A 21531-nucleotide genomic window follows, 5' to 3' on the forward strand; every position below is an offset into this window, starting at 1 on the left:
TAGGCTTTGCTCCACTTAGCGCGTTTAAAGTCGAGGCTGAGCCGTGCAGGCTTCATGGTCAACTTGTGCAAGTTTTCACCTTTTCGGCCAAAAGCGCGTTATTGAGGGCGTAATGGCTAAAAATCCCAAGCGCCCCGTAGCGGGCCTCCCCGATAAAGACACTCTCCTCGCCTTCCTTCGTGAAGCCGGAGAGGCCGAAAAGTCCGATATTGCACGCGCCTTCGGCCTGAAGGGCGCGGAGCGGCGCATGCTGCGAGAAATGCTGCGCGAGTTGGAGGCCGAGGGCAAACTCGGCAAGCGCGGCCGCAAAGGCTTTGCCGAAGTCGGCACCCTGCCCCCCGTCGGCGTAGCCGATGTCGTGGCCCGCACCGACGATGGCGAACTGGTCGTCCAACTGGTCAAGGGCGATACCGACGCGCCTCAGGCCATTCTGGCCACTGACAAAGACCGTCGCGGTTCCGCTCCCGGTCTGGGCGACCGCCTGCTGGTCAAGTTCGAGCGCGTTGGCGACAATGAATGGATCGCCCGCTTCATCAAGAAGCTGGACGCTGACGGCCTCAAGATTCTTGGCGTGATCCGCAAGGGTCATCGCGAGGTCCGCATCATCCCCGTCGACAAGCGCGACAAGGATGTTCTGACCGTCGCCCCTGCTCAGGCCGAAGGCTTGAAGGACGGCGATCTGGTGCTGGCCACCTCCCAGCGCGGCGAAGGTCGCTACGGACCCAAGCGCGGCAAAATTCTGGAAGTGATCGGTCGCGAGGACGACCCGCGCGCCGCCTCGATCATTGCCATCCACCAGAACAATATCCCGATCGGCTTCTCCGAAGCGGTCGAGGCCGAGGCGAACGATCAGGAACTGCCGACGCTCAAGGGCCGCGAGGACCTGCGTCACATTCCGTTCGTCACCATTGACCCACAGGACGCCCGCGACCACGACGACGCCGTCTATGCCGAGCGCGACACGGACGAAAAGAACCCTGACGGCTGGGTCGTCTGGGTCGCCATCGCCGACGTCGCCGCTTACGTTCGCCCGAACACGGCGCTGGACCGCGAGGCCCGCGCCAAAGGCAACTCGACCTACTTCCCTGACCGCGTGGAGCCCATGCTCCCGGAAGTGCTGTCGAACGGACTTTGCAGCCTGAAGGAAGGCGAGAACCGCGCCACCATGGCGGTGCGGATGGTGTTCGACAAATCCGGCACCAAGATCGGTCACAAATTCACGCGTGGCCTGATGCGCTCGCACGCCAAGCTCTCGTATGAGCAGGCACAGGCCGCCATCGACGGCCAGCAGGACGACACCACCGGCCCCATCATGGATACCATTCTGTATCCGCTGTGGAACGCCTATGCCTGCATGCTCAAGGGCCGCGAGCGTCGTGCTCCGCTGGCCATCGAAAGCCTTGAGCGCCGCGTGAAGATGTCGCCCAATGGCGGCATTGAAGCCATTCTTCCGCGCAAGTCGCTGGAAGCGCACCGTCTGATCGAAGAGATGATGGTGCAGGCCAACGTCTGCGCCGCCGAGACCCTTGAGAAGGCCCGCACGCCCCTGATCTACCGCGTCCACGAGACGCCCAGTCAGGAGAAGATCTTCAATCTGGCGGACTTCCTGCACACCATCGGCAAGAACTGGTCCAAGGGCGAGGCCCCCACCACCAAGCGATTCAACAAGCTGCTGGGCGAGATCAAGGACACCGAGCACGCGGAAGTGGTCAACGAAGTGGTCCTGCGTACCCAGATGCAGGCCTTCTATAGCACCGAGAACCTCGGCCACTTTGGTCTGAACCTCGACCGCTATGGCCACTTCACCTCACCGATCCGCCGCTATGCCGACCTTATGGTGCACCGTGGCCTGATCCGGGCGCTGAACCTCGGCAACGATGGCTTGACGGATCGCGAAGTGGCCGAGCTATCGGGCGTTGCCGAGCACATCACCGACACCGAGCGCCGCTCGATGGCGGCAGAACGTTCGGCCATGGACCGCTATATCGCCGCCTTCCTGCAGGACCATGTGGGCGCGACCTTCAATGGCCGCATCACGGGCGTGACGCGCTTTGGTCTGTTTGTCCGTCTGGACGAAACGGGCGCGGACGGTCTGGTGCCGGTGTCTTCGCTGGGCGACGAATATTTTGTCCATGACGACCGCAGCCACGCCCTTGTCGGCGAACGTTCGGGCAAGCGTTTCCCGCTGGGCATGAATGTTCAGGTGCTGCTCGTCGAGGCCACTCCGGTGACGGGTGGTCTGGTTCTGCAGATGCTGTCCGAAGCCGCGCCGCGTGATCCGAATGCGGCCCAGCCGCGTCTGGGTATGCGCGGTCGTAACGACAACCGCCCCGGCCATCGCGGCAAAGGGGCTGGCGGCAAAGGCCCTGGTGGCGGTCGCTCGCGCAATGGAAACAAGCCCAACGGCGGCCTGAAGGGCGTCCGCAAGGGCAAGCGTAAGTGATCGAACCGTTCGACGCGAAACAGGATCTGGCCGATGCGCCGCGCGTCGGGGGGCAACAGCGCCCCCGCGATGCGGCGACCCTGATCCTTACCCGCGGCGACAAACACCTCGAAGTCCTGATGGGCCGCCGCGCCGACAGCCATGTGTTCATGGCCTCGAAATGGGTCTTCCCCGGTGGCCGTATCGACCCGTCCGACTTCAGGGCTGGCTATACGGGCGATCTGAACACCGACACCGCGCGACGTCTGGAAATGGAAATGCCCGCCAGACGGGCCCGCGCATTGGCCCTGACGGCCATCCGCGAGACGTTCGAGGAGACAGGCCTGATCCTTGGCCTGAGGGCTCCTGTGGCCTCTGTGGTCGGCCCATGGCGCGAATACCGTCAGGCGGGCGCTCTGCCCGACCTGTCGTGCCTGACCTATATCGCCCGCGCCATTACCCCGCCCGGCCGTACGCGCCGCTTTGACGCCCGCTTCTTTACCGCGCCCATCGAGGCGCTGCGCGATCCGGACGACATCGTCGGCTCTGGAGAGCTGGACGAAATCGCATGGCTGCCAATCAAAGAGGCCATGGCGCAGGACCTACCCTCCATCACCCGCTTCGTTCTGGGCGAGGCACTGGAGCGGATGGAGTATCCCGACCGCCCCCTGCCCTTCGTGCGAATGCTGCACGGCCAGCACCGCATCGAACGCCGCGGCTAAAGACATCAAAAAAGCCGCCAGATCATCTCTGGCGGCTTTTCTCTTGTCGGGCCTGACCTATTCGACGACCGGCTTGGTCAGGTCGAACTCCACGCGGAAGTGGCGGCCCGTCGGGCGTCGCAGTTCATAGACATAGGTCTGGGTCGGGTGGACTTCGACGGCCCAGATGTTGGTGTTCGAGGCCGAGGAGTTGTTTGCAGTGAACAGGTCGATTGATTCCTGATCCACCGGAAACTCCTGACGCTTGGGCGAACCGTCCTGAGTCGTCTCGCCCCCGTACCAGTGCAGAGTGTGGGTGGTGCCGTCCGGATCGCGGTGATCGTGCTTCAGGCGCATGCCGTTTTCCGTGCGCGTGATAAACCACGTGCGCGAATGGTCGTCGCCCACCCAGAACGGGACGCGAATCTCGTTCGCTTCGCAGTCGCGCACATGCATCAGCAGGCGTTTTCCGGCGAAATCACCGTCTGTCGGGCCCGGATTAATGACCTTTCCCTCGAATCTCTGACCGCAGAGCGTCGCCAGATTCGCGAAAAACTGGTCCTGGGAACTAGCGCCCTGCGTATCAGCGGTCGCCGATCCGGCGGCTAATATGCTGAAAACAGCGGTAGAAATGGCGATTAGGGGTGCAATTCGGTTCGATTCCATGGCATTGAGCCTACCGAACCGGATGTGATGCTCAACGTGGCATTCCGCCCGTTGACTTTGGCGCGTGTGCGAGTATGTTCCGCGCCTTCCATTTCAAGCGGCTTTCGCCGTCGCAGAGGTTTATTCCGATGGCCAAACCGGCTTCGATCAAGATCCGTCTGAACTCCACCGCAGACACCGGCTTCTTCTACGTCACCAAGAAGAACGCTCGTACCATGACCGAGAAAATGGTCGTGAAGAAGTACGATCCGGTCGTGCGCAAGCACGTCGAGTTCAAAGAAGGCAAGATCAAGTAAGTCACTGCCCTGCGTGATGCAGGGCGGCTCTTACAGCCTATAGAAAACGCCCGACTGTTCTGCAGTCGGGCGTTTTTGCATGTCCGGTTCCGCTCACAGAAGCAGCAGGAGCCTTAGGCCGCGCGGATAACCACCTGATCGCGGCCCAGCGACTTGGCTTCGTACACGCCCTGATCCGCACGTTTCAGCAGGGTATCGGGCGTATCACCTGGTACAGACGCCGCCACACCGACCGAGACTGTCACCGCCAGCCCCTCGCCCATGCCCTTGGCACGGAAGGGCTCGCGACTGACATCCAGCCGGATACGCTCTGCGATACGCTGGGCATCCTCCAACGAGGTGCCGGGCATAATGACCACAAACTCTTCGCCGCCCAGACGGCAGGGCAGATCAACCGCGCGAACATTCGTCGCCAGCCGCACAGCGAACTCGCGCAGGACCTCGTCGCCCGCATCGTGGCCAAAGCTGTCGTTGATCGACTTGAAGTGGTCCAGATCCAGAATCAGTGCCGCAATCGTATCGCCGCCATGGTTGGCGCGCGCGACCATGGATTGGAGCTGGCTGGTCATATAGCGACGGTTATGCAGGCCCGTGAGCACATCCGTGACCGCAGCCTCGAGATTCCGCTCCAGTCGCTCGCGCAGGAAGTCGGTGTAGCGTTTGCGTTTGACCTGAGTAACCGTGCGAACCGCCAGTTCATCGGGATCGACCGGCAGGGCCACGATATCGTTCGCCCCCAGTTCCAGCGCCTTAACCAGACGCGGGCGGTCGTCCATGTCGACGATGGTCAGAATGGGCAGGCTGCGGGTCACCTCGCGCGCCCTTAAGTGCGCCAGCAGCCGTAGCCCATCAAATCCCTTGGTTGCAGCGTTGATGATCATCAGATCCACGCCGCACATTGAGGTAGCGAGTTCGCGATTATCCGCGGTCACGCGCACAGGCCGGTGGTGCTTGGCCAACTGGTGCAGCAGGCGCTCGGCTTGCTCGTCATTATCATCCACCAGCAGAATCCGTCCGCCGGTGCCGCGCAGTCGCTCGACGCTCGAATCGGCAATGCCGATGCGGCGCACACTCTCCTCGCGCTCGCGTAGTTCGTCGATCACAATCTTCAGGCGTGTCAGGCTGCGGACCCGCGCCATCAGAATCACGTCGTCCAGAGGCTTGCTCAGGAAATCGTCGGCCCCTGCCTCGAGCCCGCGCATGCGGTCCTCACGACCATCCAGCGCCGTCACCAGAACCACCGGGATATGGCGCGTCGCCGGATCGTCCTTGAGTTTGCGGCAGGTTTCAAAGCCATCCATGGACGGCATCATCACATCCAGCAGGATGAGGTCAGGCTGTTCGATCCGTGCAATCTCGAGCGCAGAGGCACCATCCCGACAGGTCAGGACGTCGTAATATTCGATGGTCAGCTTGGCTTCGAGCAAACGGACGTTCGTGTCGACATCGTCGACAACCAAAATCCGCGCACTCATGCTTTAGCCTTCCAGATGCTGCCGAACAGTATCGAGGAAGGTTGTGACCGAGATTGGTTTGGAGATGTAAGCCTCACAGCCGCCCTGCCTGATGCGCTCTTCGTCGCCCTTCATAGCAAAGGCTGTGACTGCAATTACAGGGATATTACTAAGTTCTTCGTCCTCTTTGATCCATTTTGTCACTTCCAGTCCCGAAATCTCGGGCAACTGGATGTCCATGAGGATCAAATCCGGCATATGGGCGCGCGCAAGTTGCAGCGCTTGCATCCCCTCGCGGGTTTGCAGCGTTTCGTAGCCCTGAGATTCGAGCAGATCATGAAAAAGCTTCATGTTCAGCTCGTTATCCTCGACGATGAGGACTTTCTTGGACATCCAAACACCTTGGCGCTTCAATGAAAGCCCGCCGCAAATCGGCTATAAGGGCCCCTCTTTCTCGACCTTGCCCCGCTCAGTCTTAAGCTGACGTGAAGGCGGAACTTTCCGGAGACGAAAACTGGCCATCCAGTCCCTTTGCCGCGACTGCCTTTGGACGGGCGAGGTGCAACAGCGCCGCTGTCCGTTGTGCGCATCGCCGCGCATGATGAATCATGCGGAACTAGGCCAGCTGACGATGGCGCATCTGGATTGCGACGCCTTCTATGCCTCGGTCGAAAAGCGCGATCGGTCCGAGCTGCGCGACAAGCCCGTCATCATTGGCGGCGGAAAACGCGGGGTGGTGTCCACCGCCTGCTACGTCGCCCGCCTGTATGGGGTCGGCAGCGCCATGCCGATGTTCAAGGCGCTGAAAGCTTGTCCCGAAGCAGTCGTCATCAAACCGGACTTCGCAAAATACCAACACGAGAGCGCCCGCATCTTCGGTACTGTCGGCCAGCTGACGCCGTTGGTGCAGACCCTGTCGCTGGACGAAGCGTGGATCGACCTGTCGGGCACCGAGCGCCTGAACGGCGGCTGTGCGGCATGGCAGTTGGCCCGTCTGCAAAAGTGGATCGAGGAAGAGGTGGGCCTGACAGTTTCCATCGGCCTCGCCCCTAACCGCTTCCTCGCTAAGATCGCGTCCGAACTGGATAAGCCGCGCGGCTTTTCGGTCATCGGCAAGACCGAGGCTAAGGCCCTGCTGGCTCCGCGTCCGGTGAAAATCCTCCCCGGTGTCGGCCCTGTTTTCAGCCAGCAACTTCGCTCTGATGGCTTTGCTACGGTCGGTGATCTTGCCAACGCCGACGTAAAAGACCTGATCCGCCGCTATGGCGAAAGCGGTCTGCGCCTACATGAACTCAGCCACGCCCGCGACAGCCGCCCCGTGAACCCCGATCATGACCGCAGGGGTATGAGCGCCGAGACCACCTTTAACGAAGACTTTTCGGACCGTGAGGCACTGGAGGCCGAGCTTTGGCCGTTATGCGAGAAGCTGGCCAGCAAGGCCCGCCGCGACGGCGTATCCAGCCGCGTGATCGTGCTAAAACTGCGCCGGACCGACTTCAAGATCGTTACCCGCCGGATCACCCTGCCCGATCCGGTACAGACGGCGCGGGCGTTGTTCAATGCGGGTCGCGGCCTGCTGAGGCCTGAGCTGGGCATCCCCTATCGGCTGATCGGCATCGGTATGGCCGATGTGGTCGACGCCCACGACGCGCCTGCCGGACTGTTTCAGACCGAAGAGACCCGCGCCCTCAAAACCGAAACCGCCATCGACGCGTTAAGGGCCAAGTTCGGCTCCAACGCCGTGGTGGCAGGCCGCGTCCTCAAGAAACCCTGATCGATTTCGATCAACTCGGGTGACGCAGGGGCAGACACGGACAGTGCCCCGCGCTACATCCTGCCGAACCCCCATTTATGGAGATTGATATGAGCATCGAAGCCCGCCTTACCGAACTCGGCATCACCCTGCCGGAGCCCGCCAAGCCGGTCGCCTCCTATGTCTCCTATGTCCGCTCGGGCAACACCCTGACCATTTCGGGCCAACTGTCGAACGATGCCAGCGGCGGCATCAAGGGCACCGTCGGTGTCGACGTGACGCCGGAAGATGCCCAAAAGGCTGCCCGCCTGTGCGGTCTTAACCTGATCGCCCAGATCAAGGCGGCTCTGGATGGCGATCTGGACCGCGTGGTTCGCATCGTGAAGCTGGGTGGCTTTGTGCAGGCTGGTCCGGACTTTGAAGCTATCCCGGGCGTGATCAACGGCACCTCGGACCTGATGGTTGAAGTCTTTGGCGATGCCGGCAAGCACGCCCGCTCGGCTGTCGGCGTGTACAAGCTGCCGCTCGGCTTCGCCGTTGAAGTGGACGCCATCGTCGAGGTGAAGTGAGCCTGAAGCTTCAGGTTCACGGCGGGGTCGCCAGTATCGGACGCGAGGCTTGGGATAGTCTCGCGGCTCCGACCGGCGACCCGTTCGTCACCTATGATTTTCTGAACGCCTGCGAGGCGTCTGGCAGTGCCGCCCCCGAACAGGGATGGGCACCCCGCCACCTGACCTTGCACGATCAGGAAGACCGTCTGATCGGAGCCATGCCGCTGTATCTCAAGGGGCATAGTCAGGGCGAATACGTCTTCGACCATGCTTGGGCCGACGCCTATCAGCGAGCCGGCGGTCGCTACTATCCCAAACTGCTCAGCGCCATTCCCTTCACCCCTGCCACAGGCCCGCGTCTGTTGGTGGCACAAGGTGCCGATCCCGACACCGTCCGCGAGGGACTGGTTCAGGGAGCCGTCATGGCTTGCGAGCAGATGGGGCTGTCGTCGCTGCACGTGAACTTCCCCACCGAGGCCGAATGGGACTTCATGGGCCAGCACAAGCTGATGCAGCGTCAGGACATCCAATACATCTGGCGCAATCAGGATTGGGCGACGTTCGACGACTTCCTGTCCGCCCTGTCGGCCAACCGCCGCAAGACCATCCGGCGCGAACGGCGGGAGGCGCAGGAGGGCCTGGATATCAGCATCCTGACGGGCACGGACATTACCGAACCCCACTGGGACGCCTTCTTCGCCTTCTACATGGACACCGGCGACCGCAAATGGGGCCGCCCCTATCTAACGCGGGACTTCTTCACGCGCGTCGGGCGTACCATGGCCGACAAGATCGCATTGGTGATGGCCTTTGATGGCGATACGCCCGTCGCAGGCGCGCTGAACTTCATCGGACGCGATGCTCTATATGGTCGCCAGTGGGGCACACTGATCGACAAGCCGTTCCTGCATTTCGAGCTGTGCTACTATCAGGCCATTGATTTTGCATTGAAACACGGCCTGTCACGCGTCGAGGCGGGCGCGCAGGGAGACCACAAGATCGCGCGGGGCTACCTGCCCTCGCCTGTCTTTTCGGCGCATTATATTTCCGATCCGGCTCTGGCCGATCCTGTGGCGCACTACCTCAAACAGGAAGGTCCAGCCATCGAAGCCGAGCGCATTGCGATGACCGCGGGTTTATCGCCGTTCAAACGCGCCGATTAATCGCGAACAATGGTCGCAGAGGCGGAACCCAGAGCCTTAACAAACGCTTTCTTCGGTGACTCCATTCTCCCCCCGAAGAGGACATAAAACATGACCGACCAACGCATCGAAGGCACCTTTGACGAAGTCGAAGGCAAGGTGAAAAGCGGCATTGGCAACCTGACCGGCGACACCAAGCTGAAGGTTGAAGGCGCAGCCAAAGAAGCATCCGGCCGTGCCAAAGCCGCCTATGGCCGCGTGATCGACGGTCTGGACGGTCTGGCAGACAAGGCCCCGGCCGACCTGCGCGAACCGGCCAAGAAAGGCATCGAGTTCGCCCGCAACAAGCCGCTGCTCACCACCGGCATTCTGGCCGGTGCCGCGATCCTGCTCAGCGGCTTGGGCCGCCGTCGCTAAGACCGCAGACACCCAATGAAAAGGCCCGCCTCCATCGGGGGCGGGCCTTCTTTTATGGATCAGAGAACGACCCTTAGGCCGTCTCTTCTTCCTCTTCCTTCGGGGCGCTGCCGCCGCCAGCGGTGATGTCGAAGACGATCTTGCCGTCCTTCAACTGCACCTTGACGTGGCCGCCACGGCTGAGGTCGCCGAACAGGATGTCATTGGCCAGCGGCTTCTTGATGCTCTCTTGAATAACGCGGCCCAGAGGGCGTGCGCCGTACAGTTCGTCGAAGCCGTTCTTGGCCAGCCAGTCGGCGGCGTCGTCCGTCAGTTCGATGGTAATGTTGCGGTCTGCAAGCTGGGCTTCCAGCTGCATAACGAACTTGTTCACCACCGAGCGGATCGTCTCGGCACCCAGCGGCTTGAAGGCCACGATGGCGTCCAGACGGTTGCGGAACTCCGGCGTAAACAGGCGCTGGATGGCCTTTTCGTCCTCGCCCTCGACTTTGGCACGACCGAAGCCGATGGCGTTGCGGGCATTGTCCGCCGCGCCAGCGTTGGTGGTCATGATCAGGATGACATTGCGGAAGTCGACCTTCTTGCCCACCGCATCCGTCAGCGTGCCATTGTCCATGACCTGCAGCAGGATGTTGTAGACGTCCGGGTGCGCCTTCTCGATTTCATCGAGCAACACGACCGAGTGCGGGTGTTGATCGACAGCGTCGGTCAGCAGACCGCCCTGGTCGTGGCCGACATAGCCCGGAGGCGCGCCGATCAGACGGCTGACCGTGTGGCGCTCCATATATTCAGACATGTCGAAGCGCTGCATCTCGATGCCGAGCGTGGCTGCGAGTTGCTTGGCGACCTCGGTCTTGCCGACGCCGGTCGGTCCGCTGAACAGGAACGAGCCAATCGGCTTGTTCGGATCGCGCAGACCTGCACGTGCCAGCTTCATCGCCGCCGACACCTGGTCGATAGCGTCTTCCTGACCATAGACCACGCGCTTAAGATCGGCTTCCAGCTCGCGCAGAGCTTCGGTGTCGGACTTGGACACCGACTTGGGCGGGATGCGCGCCATCTTGGCGATGACGGTCTCGATCTCCTTGGTGCCAAGGGTCTTCTTGCGCCTGGATTCCGGCAGCAGCATCTGCGATGCACCGGCTTCGTCGATCACGTCGATCGCCTTGTCCGGCAGCTTGCGGTCAGTGATGTAGCGGGCCGACAGATCCACCGCCGCACGGATGGCCGCATCGGTGAAGCGCAGCTTGTGGTGCTCTTCGTAGGTCGATTTCAGACCCTTGAGGATTTTCACCGTGTCTTCGAGGGTCGGCTCGTTGACGTCGATCTTTTGGAAACGACGGACCAGAGCGCGGTCTTTTTCGAAGTGCTGGCGATATTCCTTATAGGTCGTCGAACCCATGCAGCGCAGGGTGCCCGAAGCCAGCGCAGGCTTGAGCAGGTTGGATGCATCCATAGCACCGCCACTGGTGGCACCCGCGCCGATCACGGTGTGGATCTCGTCGATGAACAGGATGGCGTTCTCGTGGGTCTCGAGTTCCTTGACCACCTGTTTCAGGCGCTCCTCGAAATCACCGCGATAGCGCGTACCCGCCAGCAGCGAGCCCATGTCGAGCGAGAAGATGGTCGCACCCTTCAGCACGTCCGGCACTTCATCGGCTTCGATCTTGCGGGCCAGACCTTCGGCGATGGCAGTCTTGCCAACGCCCGGGTCGCCGACCAGCAGCGGGTTGTTCTTGGTACGACGGCATAGGATCTGGATCGAACGATCCACCTCGGCCTGACGACCGATCAGCGGGTCGATCCGGCCTTCGCGGGCCTTTTCGTTCAGGTTGACGCAATAGGCTTCGAGCGCCTCGCCGCCCTGTTTGACGACGGCACCGTCCTCGGTTTCTTCGAGGCTGGCACCACGGGCCGGACGGCTCTCGCTGGAGCCCGGCTTCTTGCCGATGCCGTGGGCGATATAGTTGACCGCATCATAGCGGGTCATGTCCTGCTGTTGCAGGAAGTAGGCCGCGTGGCTTTCACGCTCGGAGAAGATGGCCACGAGCACATTGGCACCGGTCACTTCTTCGCGGCCAGAAGACTGGACATGGATGACCGCGCGCTGGATCACGCGCTGGAAGCCCGCGGTGGGCTTGGCATCATCACCATCGGCGGTGGCCAGTGCGGCCAGATCGTTGTCGACATAGTGCGACAACGAACCGCGAAGGGTGGTGAGGTCGACGTTGCACGCCTCCATGACGGCGGCAGCGTCGCTGTCGTCGATCAGGGCCCAAAGCAGATGCTCAAGCGTGGCATATTCATGCCGGCGCTGGTTGGCATAAGTCACTGCGCGGTGAAGCGTCTCTTCGAGAGGACGGGAAAATGACGGCATGAAGGGCTCCTCTCAGTCCTTTTCCATGGTGCATTGCAACGGGTGTTGATGACGACGCGCGGTCTCGGTCACCTGAGCGACCTTGGTTTCGGCCACCTCGTATGTGTAGACCCCGCACACCCCGACCCCGAACTGATGGACGTGCATCATGATCCGGGTCGCGTCTTCACGGCTCTTTTGGAAGAACCGCTCGAGCACGTAGACGACGAATTCCATCGGCGTGTAGTCGTCGTTCAGGATCAGCACTCGATAGAGCGAGGGCCGCTGAACTTTCGGCTTTGTCTCGGTGACGACGGCAGCTCCGGCACCATTTCCGGCACCCTGCCCCTGTTCACCTGACCGCTTGATTGGCATTCGAAGTCCGTCTGTTTAGTCGTTGCTACTCAAAGATAGGTGATGATGCCCTGATTTGAAGGATCGTCCAGTCAACGAGTATGTGAGCGGGCATCATTTGGCTTACTGCTCTGCTTAATCCGCCAGACTGGCAAACGTTGCGCAAAGAAAAAGCCCCGACGCTTCCGCACCGGGGCTTTCAGTTTTGTCACTCGCTATGGGAGGTTAGCGAGCGGACTGGAAACCTTCGACAACGGCGCTGACGCGCGAGTTGATCGGCTGGAAGCTGTCTTTGACCGAAGCGGTCAGGGTTTCGGTCGTCTTGTTCAGGTGGGCCAGATAGGCCTCTGCCGACGACTTGGCCCATGCGGTTTGCAGCTCGAGCAATTCCTGGATCGAGCGAGCCTGCGTCAGCGACTGCGCGGCTTGCACATTATCTTCCCAGGTCTTCTTGCTGTAGGCGAGAACCTGTTGCGACAGGGCTTCGGCACCCTTTTGGGCAGCCGAGGCGCTCTCGACGACCGCTTCGAGGTTCTTCTTGCCGTGGCTGTTCAGCTCGGTCAGCGAGGTCAGTGAACGGTCAACGCCGTCCTTGAAAGCCTTCGCGCCAGCATTCTGAACAGCTTCGGCCTGAGCCTTTGCGTGGGCAGCGGTCTGTTCAACGGTTTTTTTCACGGTCTCGGTCGCGTCGGTCATGGGATAGTCTCCAAGGGCGATGTGTAGGGGCACAAAGCACGGGAACGCCCGCGCTAGAGAACAATGATCTCTATCTCGCACTTGCGAAATCAAAAATCAAGAGTTTTTGTGCGACGCAACATTCCTCTGGACGTTGCATCCGGTATCAGCCGATAAACAGCAGTAGACCCGAGGGCGATAACCAAGCCGTGATACGATGCGCGCGGTTGTGTAGCGCCAGATTGCCCACGCGGGCCTAGTCATAGAATCAACGTCCCGGCGGGGTTTGCTACAATCAAAGATTGACGCGATATTAACTGTGTCGAAACTCCTACCCCGCATTGTGTAACCTTGTCCGGCGCGTCGCCCCCAATCCGGCGCACCACAGTGAAGAGGCTTAGTCGCTGCTGATGAACCCCGCTATTCTCCGCAAGCCACTCCTGCTCAGCGCCCTTCTGGTCGGTAGCTCCCTGATCCCCACGGTCGGGCAAACGCCCCCGGTCGCACAGTCCAACGACAGCAAATATGCGTCGGTCGTGATCGACGCCGCCTCGGGCGAAGTCCTGTTCTCGCGCTTTGCCGACGAGCGTCGCTATCCGGCGTCCATCACCAAGGTCATGACCCTGTACCTCGTGTTCGAGGCGTTGGAAGAGGGTCGCGTCAAGCTGACCGACCAACTGACCGTTTCCCCGCGCGCTGCGGCCCAGCCGCCGTCGAAACTGGGTCTTGCTGCGGGTCAGACCATCAGCCTTGACGACGCGATGCGCGCCACTGCTGTTCGCAGCGCCAACGACATGGCTGTCGTTCTTGCCGAAACGATCGGCGGATCTGAATCCGAGTTTACCGCCCGTATGACCGCCAAGGCGCGCGAGCTGGGTATGCACAACACCCGCTTCACCACCGCCAACGGCCTGCCCGACACCCGTCAGGCCACCACAGCCAATGATCTGGGCATCTTGAGCCGCGCCGTGATGCGCGACTATCCGCAGTACTACCGCTACCTCGGTATCAAGGACTGGTATTACAACGGCCGCGACTATCGGAACACCAACGGCCTTCTGGCCATGGGCAACGGCTATGACGGCATCAAAACGGGGTTCACCAATGCCTCGGGCTATAACCTGTCGGCCTCGGCAGTTCGCAACAACAAGCGCCTGATCACTATCGTGATGGGTGGTCGCTCGACCGCAAGCCGCAACGCCCACGTTGCCGAACTGATGGACACCGGCTTCGACCTGACCCAGCGCCGTGACCGCGGCGAGCGCATCGCATCGACCCAAGGCTTCTTCGAGCAACGCGGCTATGGCATCTCCGCCGCACCGGTCGCCTATGCCTCTGCAACGACGCAGGCGGAAGGCCGCCCCTATACCGTCGAAGACAACGATGTCGCCTTGGTCTCGGCTCCGGCACCTCGCGCCGAAGCTCCGCGCCAAGTGACCCCTGCCCCGTCGGCGACCCGTACCGCAAGCCGCAACACGACCCGCGAAGCCGCCCCTCAAGGCCGCTGGGCCGTTCAGGTTGGAGCCTTCCGCGAAGAACAGGTTGCCCGCGACTGGCTGAACAACGTCAACCGCCGCTTCCGTTCGGAAATCGGCAGCGCGCGTCAGGACGTCCAGACCGCCAATGGTTGGTACCGTTCGCGCTTCACCGGCATGACGGAAGACAAGGCAAAGTCCGCCTGCGAAGCGCTGGCCGCTCGCCGCGTCACCTGCATGGTCGTACAGCCGGGTTGATCCCCGGCTGTCACTTTTCCGCTTACGCCAGGAAAGTCACCCGTCCAGGGGCAGTTTGTGCAATCGCGCAGAGGTCCTCGGTCGGACGCAGGATCATGCCATGCAGCGTCAACTGGGCACCGGCTGACAGTTCGCTAGCGATTTTGATCAGATCTTCGGTCGGGCGCACATCTGCGTGCAGCACCAGGCTGCCGCCCGCCCGCGCGATAGCGCAAAGATCATCGATAGAACGTTTCTTCATCGGTCTTCCTCGCTATGTTGTCGAATCCGTATGAAGCACCGCGCACCCGCACGCAATACGAACCTTTGCCAGTAGGCTTATTGCGTCGCCTCTGGCGTTATCGGACTTTGTTCTGTTAACTAAGTCTTGGATATCGGGAGAAATTCATGAGCCTGCACGGCACATACGACAGCGAGAATGTGTTTGCGAAAATCCTTCGCGGCCAGATCCCCAGCGTGCCCGTATGGGAAGACGATCATGTGCTGGTGTTTATGGACGCCTTCCCCCAGTCGGAAGGCCATACGCTGGTCATTTCCAAAGCGTCCACGGCCCGTAATATCCTCGAGGCAGAGGCCGACACATTGGCGACTCTCACGGCCGCGGTTCAACGCACTGCGCGCGCCATTGATAAGGCGCTGGCTCCGGACGGTATGGTGGTGACCCAGTTCAATGGTGCCCCCGCCGGTCAGACGGTCTTCCATCTGCACTTCCACATCATCCCGCGGTGGGAAGCCAAGACAATGGCCGGTCACGGTCAGGGCATGGCCGATCCCGAGCAGCTCAAAGCCACGGCCGAGCGTATCCGCGCTGTCTTGGTCTGATAGCAAACGCCCGCCCTATTGCGTCCGAGAGATTCTCTCAGCATAAGGCAGGCCGCGCCGGCGTAGCACAGCGGTAGTGCAGCGGTTTTGTAAACCGAAGGTCGGGGGTTCGATCCCCTCCGCCGGCACCAGCATTCCACGGGGAGACCAGCCTTGCAGGGCAGGTTTCCCCGTTTTGCTATGAGCGCCCCTTCGTCCGACATAGTGCCCTTTGATATGGGCGCGAATTAAATATAACGTCGATACCCAAGGTTGTGACACGCTACGCATCCGCGTTATGCGCCGAGGGACAAAAGATGGGTGCAGGACGGATCTATATCGCAGCCTATATGCCTGCGATCGATTTGACGGGGACGCCCGTCGGCTTCTCAGAACTCTATTTCTACAAGGATGGTACCCGCGAGCCGGAACCCGTCTTTCAGTCTCCGTCGCTGGATGATCCGCATCCCCAACCGATTGAGGCCGACGCGAACGGGCATTTCCCGCCGGTGTTTGCCGACAGAAGCAAGGTGTTTTGCGCGGTCGTCACGTCTCCTACTGGCGATGTCATTCAACCACTTCAAACAGCGCGACCACATCCATCCGGGGCCGCTTTATCCCGGCGATCTTTACGGCGCTGCGCCCGCTCTGCCCTTTAAAGGTACTGTTCCCGCCAATGATCTTGTTGCGTTTCTGGGCGACAGCATCACCGGGTCCGGCATCGAGAACTATCTCGAAAGTATCCGCGACAGCGCCCGGGGTATGGGGTTCTGGGTGCCTACGCTCACGCGGCAGGCATTCCGGACCCATCAGAACCTGAACTTCGGTGTCGCGGGCGACCCCACCGCCAGCATCGCGGCCCGCGTGGACTATGTCCTGCAAAGTGGCGCGGGCACCTGTGTAGTGTTGGCGGGCACCAATGACATCGGCATGTCGCTGGACGCGGCCAAGGACAATCTGGCGACCATCTTCAAACGCCTGACCGACGCCAACATCCTGACCATCGCCGTTCCGATCCTGCCCCGCTCAATTGACGCCGAGATCGGGCGCAAATGGCGACACGCACTCAATCGCTGGCTGCATCAACAGGCCGGTGTCTTCCCGAACTTCAGGGTCATCGACGCCGATCCGGCGTTTGGTGATCCGTTGGCGCCGGACGGAAGGCCCGCGCCCTATTGCACCTATGACGGCGTCCATCCGATGAGTTTGGGCAGCTACTACATATCCCGACCTGTCGCGCAGTATCTGTCGACGCTGCGCCCTGCCCGTCCCCTCCAGACCGACTGCATCCATGACGTTTTCGAGGCTGGTCTGAACGAGACCGGCTGCCTCAATCAGAACCCGCTGATGATTGGCAACGGCGGACAGGTGTTTGAAGGCTTTGCTCAAGGCTCGGAGGTTGCCAACAAATGGCACATAGCCCGCAGCGAAGGCGGCGGCGACGTCTCAAAGCTGGAGATGTCGGCCAGCAAGATCATATATCCGCGCACCGGACTTCCCGCCCAACGCCTCGCGTGGAAGGGTGATGTGATCGGCGGGTGGCAAACCCATCTGGGACTAACCGATTACGACATTGCCTATCAGCACCATCTACAACCCGGCGACGAAATCGAGTTCATTGTCGATCTGGACGCGCACGGTCCACTGGATGGCGTTGCCTGTCTCGCAGCAATCCTCACCGCTCATGATGACGGGCACGACCGCTCGGTCATGGCGGGCTCAAGCAGTGTCGGTGATATGTTGAAGGGCGTGGGTTACAGCGGTGTCCTGCGCACGCCCGCATTGGCGCTCGGCCCGAACTTTCGTGCCGGTTCTACTGTACGCTGCGACATCTGGGTTTATTTCCACAACGCCCCCGGCCATGGCCTCGATGCCTGCATCGACATCATCAGCGCCTCGGTTCGCAAAGTCGTAGCTTAACGCTGGCCAGGGGCCACTTGCGCCTCATCGCCCGTTGGCGCATGTCCGCGCTATGCCCTTCATTACCTTCATACAACCCGACGGCACCGAACAGGTCGTGGACGCCGACAGCGGTGCCAGCCTCATGGCTTATGCGACCCGTGATGGCGTACCGGGGATCGAGGCTGAATGCGGCGGGGCGATGTCTTGCGCGACTTGCCACGTGCATGTCCTGCCCGAATGGCAGGCCATCGTCGGACCTGCGTCCGATCAGGAACAAGGCATGCTGGACTGGCGGGACGAGTTCGATCCCGCAGCATCACGCCTGTCGTGCCAGATCATCCTGACAGACGACATGGACGGCATGCGGGTAGCTGTCCCGCAGATCTAAGCGGTTAGACCGCCGCGCTCTTAATGGGCGCGGCCTCGTCGGCGAGGACTGCTGGGTTGATGGCCATGGCTTTGCCGATAGCCTGTTTTCCGAACATGAAGGACTGGGCCGCATTTATGGCTTCAACGCAGACGATGCGGTCGCCCTTCAGGTGAAAAACGGCAAAGCTGTTGACGTCGGGATCTCCGCGAACCACCTGACTGTCGGCACCGAACGGCAGTCCTGCGATCTGTAGCTTGGCATCATACTGGTCCGACCAGAACCACGGCACTTCGTGCGCGGGTTGCGGACGCCCTGTAATGGCGCTGGCGACCTGCTTGGCCTGTTCCAGCGCATTGGGCACGCTCTCCAGCCGGAACATCACATCATCATAGTGCGGCAGCGGACGGCGTGTCACATCGCCCACCGCAAAGATGTTGGCGTCGCTGGTACGGGCATCCAGATCGACGACGATGCCGTCATTGCATTCCAGACCTGCGGCGCGCGCCAGATCGTCATTGGCAATCGCACCGATCCCCACAAGCACGGCTTCAGCGTCCAACACCGACCCGTCTCCCAGGGTCACCGTATGGGCGGACACGGCGGACACCTCCACACCGGTGCGGATTTCAACGCCTTCCTCGGAGTGGCGTCGGGTGAAGAAAGCGGACAACGTCGGGGACGCAACGCGCTGCAGAACGCGGTCCATGCGCTCCAGCACGATGGCCGATCCGCCCAGCGCCTTTGCCGAGGCCGCGGCTTCCAGACCGACATAGCCCCCTCCGATCACCACCAGACGCTTGCCCTGGCCCAAAGCCGCCTTCAGGCGCTCAGCGTCCACCGTGGTGCGCAGTTCCAGAAGCCCCTGGTCCGAGCCGCCCGTAACCGGCAGTTTGCGCGCGCGAGAGCCCGTCGCGATCACCAGATGGTCATAGCTTTCGGCAGCGCCGTCATCGAAGGTCACGGTGCGGGCAGCGCGATCAATCGACACGGCAGAAACGCCAAGACGCAAGTCGATCGCGTTCTCCGCGTAAAAGTCTTCCGAGCGCAGTTGCAGAGAGCTTTCGTCTGCCTCGCCCTTCAACCAGGCCTTGGACAGGGGTGGTCGCTGATAGGGGGCAACCTTCTCGGTCCCCGCTAGAACGATCTCACCGTCAAAGCCGTATTGTTTCAGGAAGCCCGCGACCGAACCGCCCGCATGACCTGCACCGATGATAACGACCTTGGCCATGTAAATTCCTGATAACCAGACGAAACCGAGGGGTGCCGAGGCACCCCGTTCGACCCTTAAGTGGCGGGGTCCGCCGTCAGGGTCAAGCAATGCCCTGCGACATGTGACGCAGAAGCGCTGCGGCCACTTGTTGAAGGTCCTTCTATAGTTTACGGCCAAGCGCGGAAGGGCCGGATTTACGCGGGTCCTAGCCTGCCGGACAGCCATCAATGACTGCCAATAAGAACAAGCTGGGTCACACTATCGGCAATCGCGGTGCGCGCACCCGTCGCGCCCTGCTGGATGCCATGCGCGCCCTGTTGAACCAGCACCATTTGGGCGAAATACGTCCAGCGGATGTGGCGCAGATGGCCGATGTATCGGCTCCCACCTTCTACACCTATTTCAAGACCATCGAAGAAGCGGTCCTTGTCCTGTGCGAGGAAGCGGCCGAGGATTTTCAACGGCTGGCCGCCCATATCCATGCAGACTGGTCGGGCGAGCGCGGGTTCGAAGCCGTGCGCGCCTATGTACGCGAAGTGCTGGCCCTGTGGGACGAGCATGGGCCGGTTTTGCGGGTCGAGCACATGCTGGCCGACAAAGGCGAGCCAGCCTTTGCCGAAAGCCGCATCAAACGCCTTCGCCGACTGCACCTCGCGCTGGAGCGCCGCATTGCGCAGGCGCGCGCCAACGGCCTGCATCCGGTCGGGTTGAACCCGCGCCTGACCTCGTACGAGACCGCCAATCTGGTTGAGTCTGTTGCAGCCGGCTTCAAGCTCATGCGCCGCGCCGACACCGCCGAGGCTATTGTCGACACCACCGCCCATATCGTGCTGAAGCTAACAACCGGACGTTGATCTTTTTGGTCGATCAACCTGCATTGGTATATCAATGATATTCAACAGGTCACAGAACCGGAGGATGTCATGATTGCCCTTCTTATGAGCCTGATGGTTCAGGCCGCCCAACCCGCCGCCGTCCCTGCCCAATCTCAGGTTCAAACGTCGGTCCAAAATCCAGCCCAGGCCACGCCCGCTGCGGCCAGTACGCCGAACGCCCCGCGCAACCGTCCGCGCCGCGAGGTCGCCGACCAGTGCCAGTTCCGCGCCCGCACCGGCTCAATCCGCCGCCAGAACATCTGCTCGACGTCGCGACAGGCCGATGCCCAACGCGCGGTGGCCAGCCGGTACCTCGAAGAAGTTCAGGTTCCACAGGCTGCACCCGATATTCCCGGAGGCGGCCCCCGCTAATCCGAGCATAAAAAAGCCCCGGGGATGACCCGGGGCTTTTGGTTTTCACAGGCTCTGAACGATCACCCGGCACCGAGCGCTACGGCGACGTGATAGGTGATGAAGGCCGCCAGATAGGCCAGTGCAAACAGATAGACCACGAAGATCGCCGTCCACTTCTTGGAGCCCGTCTCGCGCTGAACCACGCCGATGGTCGGCAGGCACTGGGGCGCAAAGATGTACCATGCAAGGAAGGACAGACCCGTCGCCAGCGACCAGTCGTTGGCCAGAATGGTGGCCAACGTGCCCACGTTGTCCTCGGCATTTGCCACCGAATAGACGGTGCCAAGCACGCCCACGGCAACTTCACGCGCCGCCATACCCGGAACCAACGCCACTACCATCTGCCAGCCGAAACCGATTGGGGCGAAGATAGGCTCGAGGAATTTGCCGATCATGCCTGCGAATGAATAATCGATCGCCGGCTCGGTCGCGCCTTCCGGCGGATAGGGGAAGGTCGCAAGCGCCCACACGATAATCATCAGGGGCAGGATGATTTTACCTGCGCGCGCCATGAAGATCTTGGCACGCAGCCAAAGGTTCATCAGCACCGACTTCACATCGGGAATCTTGTAGGCTGGCAGTTCCATCATAAACGGCTCGACCATGCCGCGCCAGAACACGCGACGGATGACCAGCGATACCAGCAGCGCACTGACGATACCCGCAGCATAAAGGCCAAACATCACCAGACCTTGCAGGCTCGCCCAACCCCAGACCTTGGTGTCCGGAATGAAGGCGGCGATGATCAGCGTATAGACCGGAATACGGGCCGAGCAGGTCATCAGCGGCGCAATAAGGATCGTGGTCAGACGGTCGCGTTTCGCGTTGATAACGCGCGTCGACATGATACCCGGAATGGCGCAGGCAAAGCTGGACAGCAGCGGGATGAAGGCGCGGCCATGCAGCCCTGCCCCACCCATGATCTTGTCCATCAGGAAGGCGGCACGGGCCATATAGCCCAAATCTTCCAATACGATGATAAACAGGAAGATCAGCAGGATTTGCGGCAGGAACACCAACACACTGCCCACGCCGCCGATGAGGCCATCCACCAAGAGGCTGCGCAGCAACTCGTTCGGCACCGTCGCGCCGATCCATTCACCCAGCACGCCGAACGCGGCTTCGATGCCGTCCATCGCGGGTGTGGCCCACGTAAACACGGCCTGGAACATCACGAACAGAATGCCGAGCAGGATGGCCAGACCCGCCACCGGATGAAGCAGCACGCTGTCCAGCTTGCCGGTCATGGTGTCGGGGTGTTTCGGCGGCTTCACATAGGCCTTCATCATCCGCTCGGCCTCGCGGTGCGCGACGCGGATTTCAGCGGCCGACGGCTCGTGCCACTGGCTCTGGGTATCGGCCGCAGCGAGCTTTGCCTGGGCCTCGATGGCGGCAATCAGCTCCGGCAGACCGCGCTTGCGCGTGGCGACCGTAGTGAC

The 21531-nt window shown here is 61.4% G+C and carries 22 protein-coding genes and 1 tRNA gene; 14 read left to right on the top strand and 9 right to left on the bottom strand.

Features of this window, described 5'->3' with window-relative positions; translation table 11 throughout:
- The first annotated feature begins 112 nt into the window (after nucleotides 1–112).
- Together rnr and OB03_RS13495 are read left to right on the top strand one after the other, a co-directional pair.
- A complete protein-coding gene (gene rnr / locus OB03_RS13490; protein ID WP_461344509.1) occupies nucleotides 113–2443 on the top strand; it encodes a ribonuclease R in 2331 nt (776 codons plus the stop codon).
- The gene (locus tag OB03_RS13495) at nucleotides 2440–3144 is read left to right on the top strand and encodes an NUDIX hydrolase (protein ID WP_242914209.1); all 705 of its coding nucleotides are present in this window, start codon (nucleotides 2440–2442) and stop codon (nucleotides 3142–3144) included. The genes rnr and OB03_RS13495 overlap by 4 nt, the downstream gene beginning before the upstream one ends.
- Before the next feature lie 57 nt (nucleotides 3145–3201).
- Here the strand turns inward: OB03_RS13495 and OB03_RS13500 are convergent, their stop codons facing one another.
- The gene (locus OB03_RS13500) at nucleotides 3202–3579 is read right to left on the bottom strand and encodes a hypothetical protein (RefSeq protein WP_461344510.1); all 378 of its coding nucleotides are present in this window, start codon (nucleotides 3577–3579) and stop codon (nucleotides 3202–3204) included.
- A 338-nt stretch (nucleotides 3580–3917) separates the two neighbouring features.
- Here OB03_RS13500 and rpmG point away from each other — a divergent pair, with 338 nt between their 5' ends.
- On the top strand, nucleotides 3918–4085 hold the full coding sequence (rpmG, locus tag OB03_RS13505; protein ID WP_003164451.1) for a 50S ribosomal protein L33: 168 nt from the start codon (nucleotides 3918–3920) through the stop codon (nucleotides 4083–4085).
- A 113-nt stretch (nucleotides 4086–4198) separates the two neighbouring features.
- Here the strand turns inward: rpmG and OB03_RS13510 are convergent, their stop codons facing one another.
- Nucleotides 4199–5560: a PleD family two-component system response regulator gene (locus OB03_RS13510; protein ID WP_242914211.1), complete on the bottom strand. Its 1362-nt coding sequence runs from the start codon at nucleotides 5558–5560 to the stop codon at nucleotides 4199–4201.
- A gap of 3 nt (nucleotides 5561–5563) precedes the next feature.
- Nucleotides 5564–5932 (bottom strand): response regulator, encoded by a 369-nt coding sequence (locus tag OB03_RS13515; protein WP_242914212.1) that lies wholly within the window; start codon nucleotides 5930–5932, stop codon nucleotides 5564–5566.
- 121 nt (nucleotides 5933–6053) lie between these two features.
- Here OB03_RS13515 and OB03_RS13520 point away from each other — a divergent pair, with 121 nt between their 5' ends.
- The 4 genes from OB03_RS13520 to OB03_RS13535 all read left to right on the top strand — a co-directional run bounded on the left by OB03_RS13520 (nucleotide 6054) and on the right by OB03_RS13535 (nucleotide 9402).
- Entirely contained in the window at nucleotides 6054–7313 is a 1260-nt protein-coding gene (locus OB03_RS13520) for a DNA polymerase IV (protein ID WP_461344518.1), read from the top strand.
- An 89-nt stretch (nucleotides 7314–7402) separates the two neighbouring features.
- Nucleotides 7403–7861 (top strand): RidA family protein, encoded by a 459-nt coding sequence (locus OB03_RS13525; protein ID WP_242914213.1) that lies wholly within the window; start codon nucleotides 7403–7405, stop codon nucleotides 7859–7861.
- Nucleotides 7858–9006: a GNAT family N-acetyltransferase gene (locus OB03_RS13530; protein WP_461344511.1), complete on the top strand. Its 1149-nt coding sequence runs from the start codon at nucleotides 7858–7860 to the stop codon at nucleotides 9004–9006. The genes OB03_RS13525 and OB03_RS13530 overlap by 4 nt, the downstream gene beginning before the upstream one ends.
- Nucleotides 9007–9096: 90 nt before the next feature.
- Entirely contained in the window at nucleotides 9097–9402 is a 306-nt protein-coding gene (locus OB03_RS13535; protein WP_461344512.1) for a CsbD family protein, read from the top strand.
- A 73-nt stretch (nucleotides 9403–9475) separates the two neighbouring features.
- On the opposite strand, the gene clpA is transcribed toward OB03_RS13535, so the two are convergent.
- From clpA to OB03_RS13550, 3 genes are all read right to left on the bottom strand, one after another.
- Entirely contained in the window at nucleotides 9476–11779 is a 2304-nt protein-coding gene (gene clpA / locus OB03_RS13540) for an ATP-dependent Clp protease ATP-binding subunit ClpA (RefSeq protein WP_242914216.1), read from the bottom strand.
- A gap of 12 nt (nucleotides 11780–11791) precedes the next feature.
- Nucleotides 11792–12133, bottom strand: a complete 342-nt coding sequence (gene clpS, locus OB03_RS13545; RefSeq protein ID WP_242914217.1) for an ATP-dependent Clp protease adapter ClpS — start codon at nucleotides 12131–12133, stop codon at nucleotides 11792–11794.
- A 204-nt stretch (nucleotides 12134–12337) separates the two neighbouring features.
- Nucleotides 12338–12808, bottom strand: coding sequence for a phasin family protein (locus tag OB03_RS13550; protein ID WP_242914218.1), 471 nt, complete (start codon nucleotides 12806–12808; stop codon nucleotides 12338–12340).
- A gap of 389 nt (nucleotides 12809–13197) precedes the next feature.
- On the opposite strand from OB03_RS13550, the gene OB03_RS13555 reads away from it, so the two are divergent.
- Complete coding sequence (locus tag OB03_RS13555) at nucleotides 13198–14520, top strand: serine hydrolase (protein WP_461344513.1); 1323 nt, start codon at nucleotides 13198–13200, stop codon at nucleotides 14518–14520.
- A gap of 22 nt (nucleotides 14521–14542) precedes the next feature.
- Here OB03_RS13555 and OB03_RS13560 read toward each other — a convergent pair whose 3' ends face one another.
- Nucleotides 14543–14761, bottom strand: coding sequence for a hypothetical protein (locus OB03_RS13560; RefSeq protein ID WP_242914220.1), 219 nt, complete (start codon nucleotides 14759–14761; stop codon nucleotides 14543–14545).
- Between the two features lie 146 nt (nucleotides 14762–14907).
- Here OB03_RS13560 and OB03_RS13565 point away from each other — a divergent pair, with 146 nt between their 5' ends.
- The 4 genes from OB03_RS13565 to OB03_RS13580 all read left to right on the top strand — a co-directional run bounded on the left by OB03_RS13565 (nucleotide 14908) and on the right by OB03_RS13580 (nucleotide 17611).
- A complete protein-coding gene (locus OB03_RS13565; protein WP_461344514.1) occupies nucleotides 14908–15342 on the top strand; it encodes an HIT family protein in 435 nt (144 codons plus the stop codon).
- 56 nt (nucleotides 15343–15398) lie between these two features.
- Nucleotides 15399–15473: transfer RNA gene (locus tag OB03_RS13570), tRNA-Thr, on the top strand.
- A 412-nt stretch (nucleotides 15474–15885) separates the two neighbouring features.
- Nucleotides 15886–17241: an SGNH/GDSL hydrolase family protein gene (locus tag OB03_RS13575; RefSeq protein WP_461344515.1), complete on the top strand. Its 1356-nt coding sequence runs from the start codon at nucleotides 15886–15888 to the stop codon at nucleotides 17239–17241.
- Nucleotides 17242–17293: 52 nt separating this feature from the next.
- Entirely contained in the window at nucleotides 17294–17611 is a 318-nt protein-coding gene (locus tag OB03_RS13580; RefSeq protein WP_461344516.1) for a 2Fe-2S iron-sulfur cluster-binding protein, read from the top strand.
- Nucleotides 17612–17615: 4 nt separating this feature from the next.
- Here OB03_RS13580 and OB03_RS13585 read toward each other — a convergent pair whose 3' ends face one another.
- Nucleotides 17616–18821 carry an NAD(P)/FAD-dependent oxidoreductase gene (locus tag OB03_RS13585; RefSeq protein ID WP_242914224.1) on the bottom strand — a complete coding sequence of 402 codons (1206 nt, stop codon included), beginning with the start codon at nucleotides 18819–18821 and terminating at the stop codon, nucleotides 17616–17618.
- Nucleotides 18822–19030: 209 nt separating this feature from the next.
- On the opposite strand from OB03_RS13585, the gene OB03_RS13590 reads away from it, so the two are divergent.
- Nucleotides 19031–19657 (top strand): TetR/AcrR family transcriptional regulator, encoded by a 627-nt coding sequence (locus OB03_RS13590; protein ID WP_242914225.1) that lies wholly within the window; start codon nucleotides 19031–19033, stop codon nucleotides 19655–19657.
- Between the two features lie 69 nt (nucleotides 19658–19726).
- Nucleotides 19727–20050 (top strand): hypothetical protein, encoded by a 324-nt coding sequence (locus OB03_RS13595; protein ID WP_242914226.1) that lies wholly within the window; start codon nucleotides 19727–19729, stop codon nucleotides 20048–20050.
- Nucleotides 20051–20112: 62 nt separating this feature from the next.
- Here the strand turns inward: OB03_RS13595 and feoB are convergent.
- A partial coding sequence (feoB, locus tag OB03_RS13600; RefSeq protein WP_461344517.1) for a ferrous iron transport protein B occupies nucleotides 20113–21531 on the bottom strand: 1419 nt, incomplete at its 5' end.

The organism is Brevundimonas sp. GN22 (genome assembly GCF_054824005.1).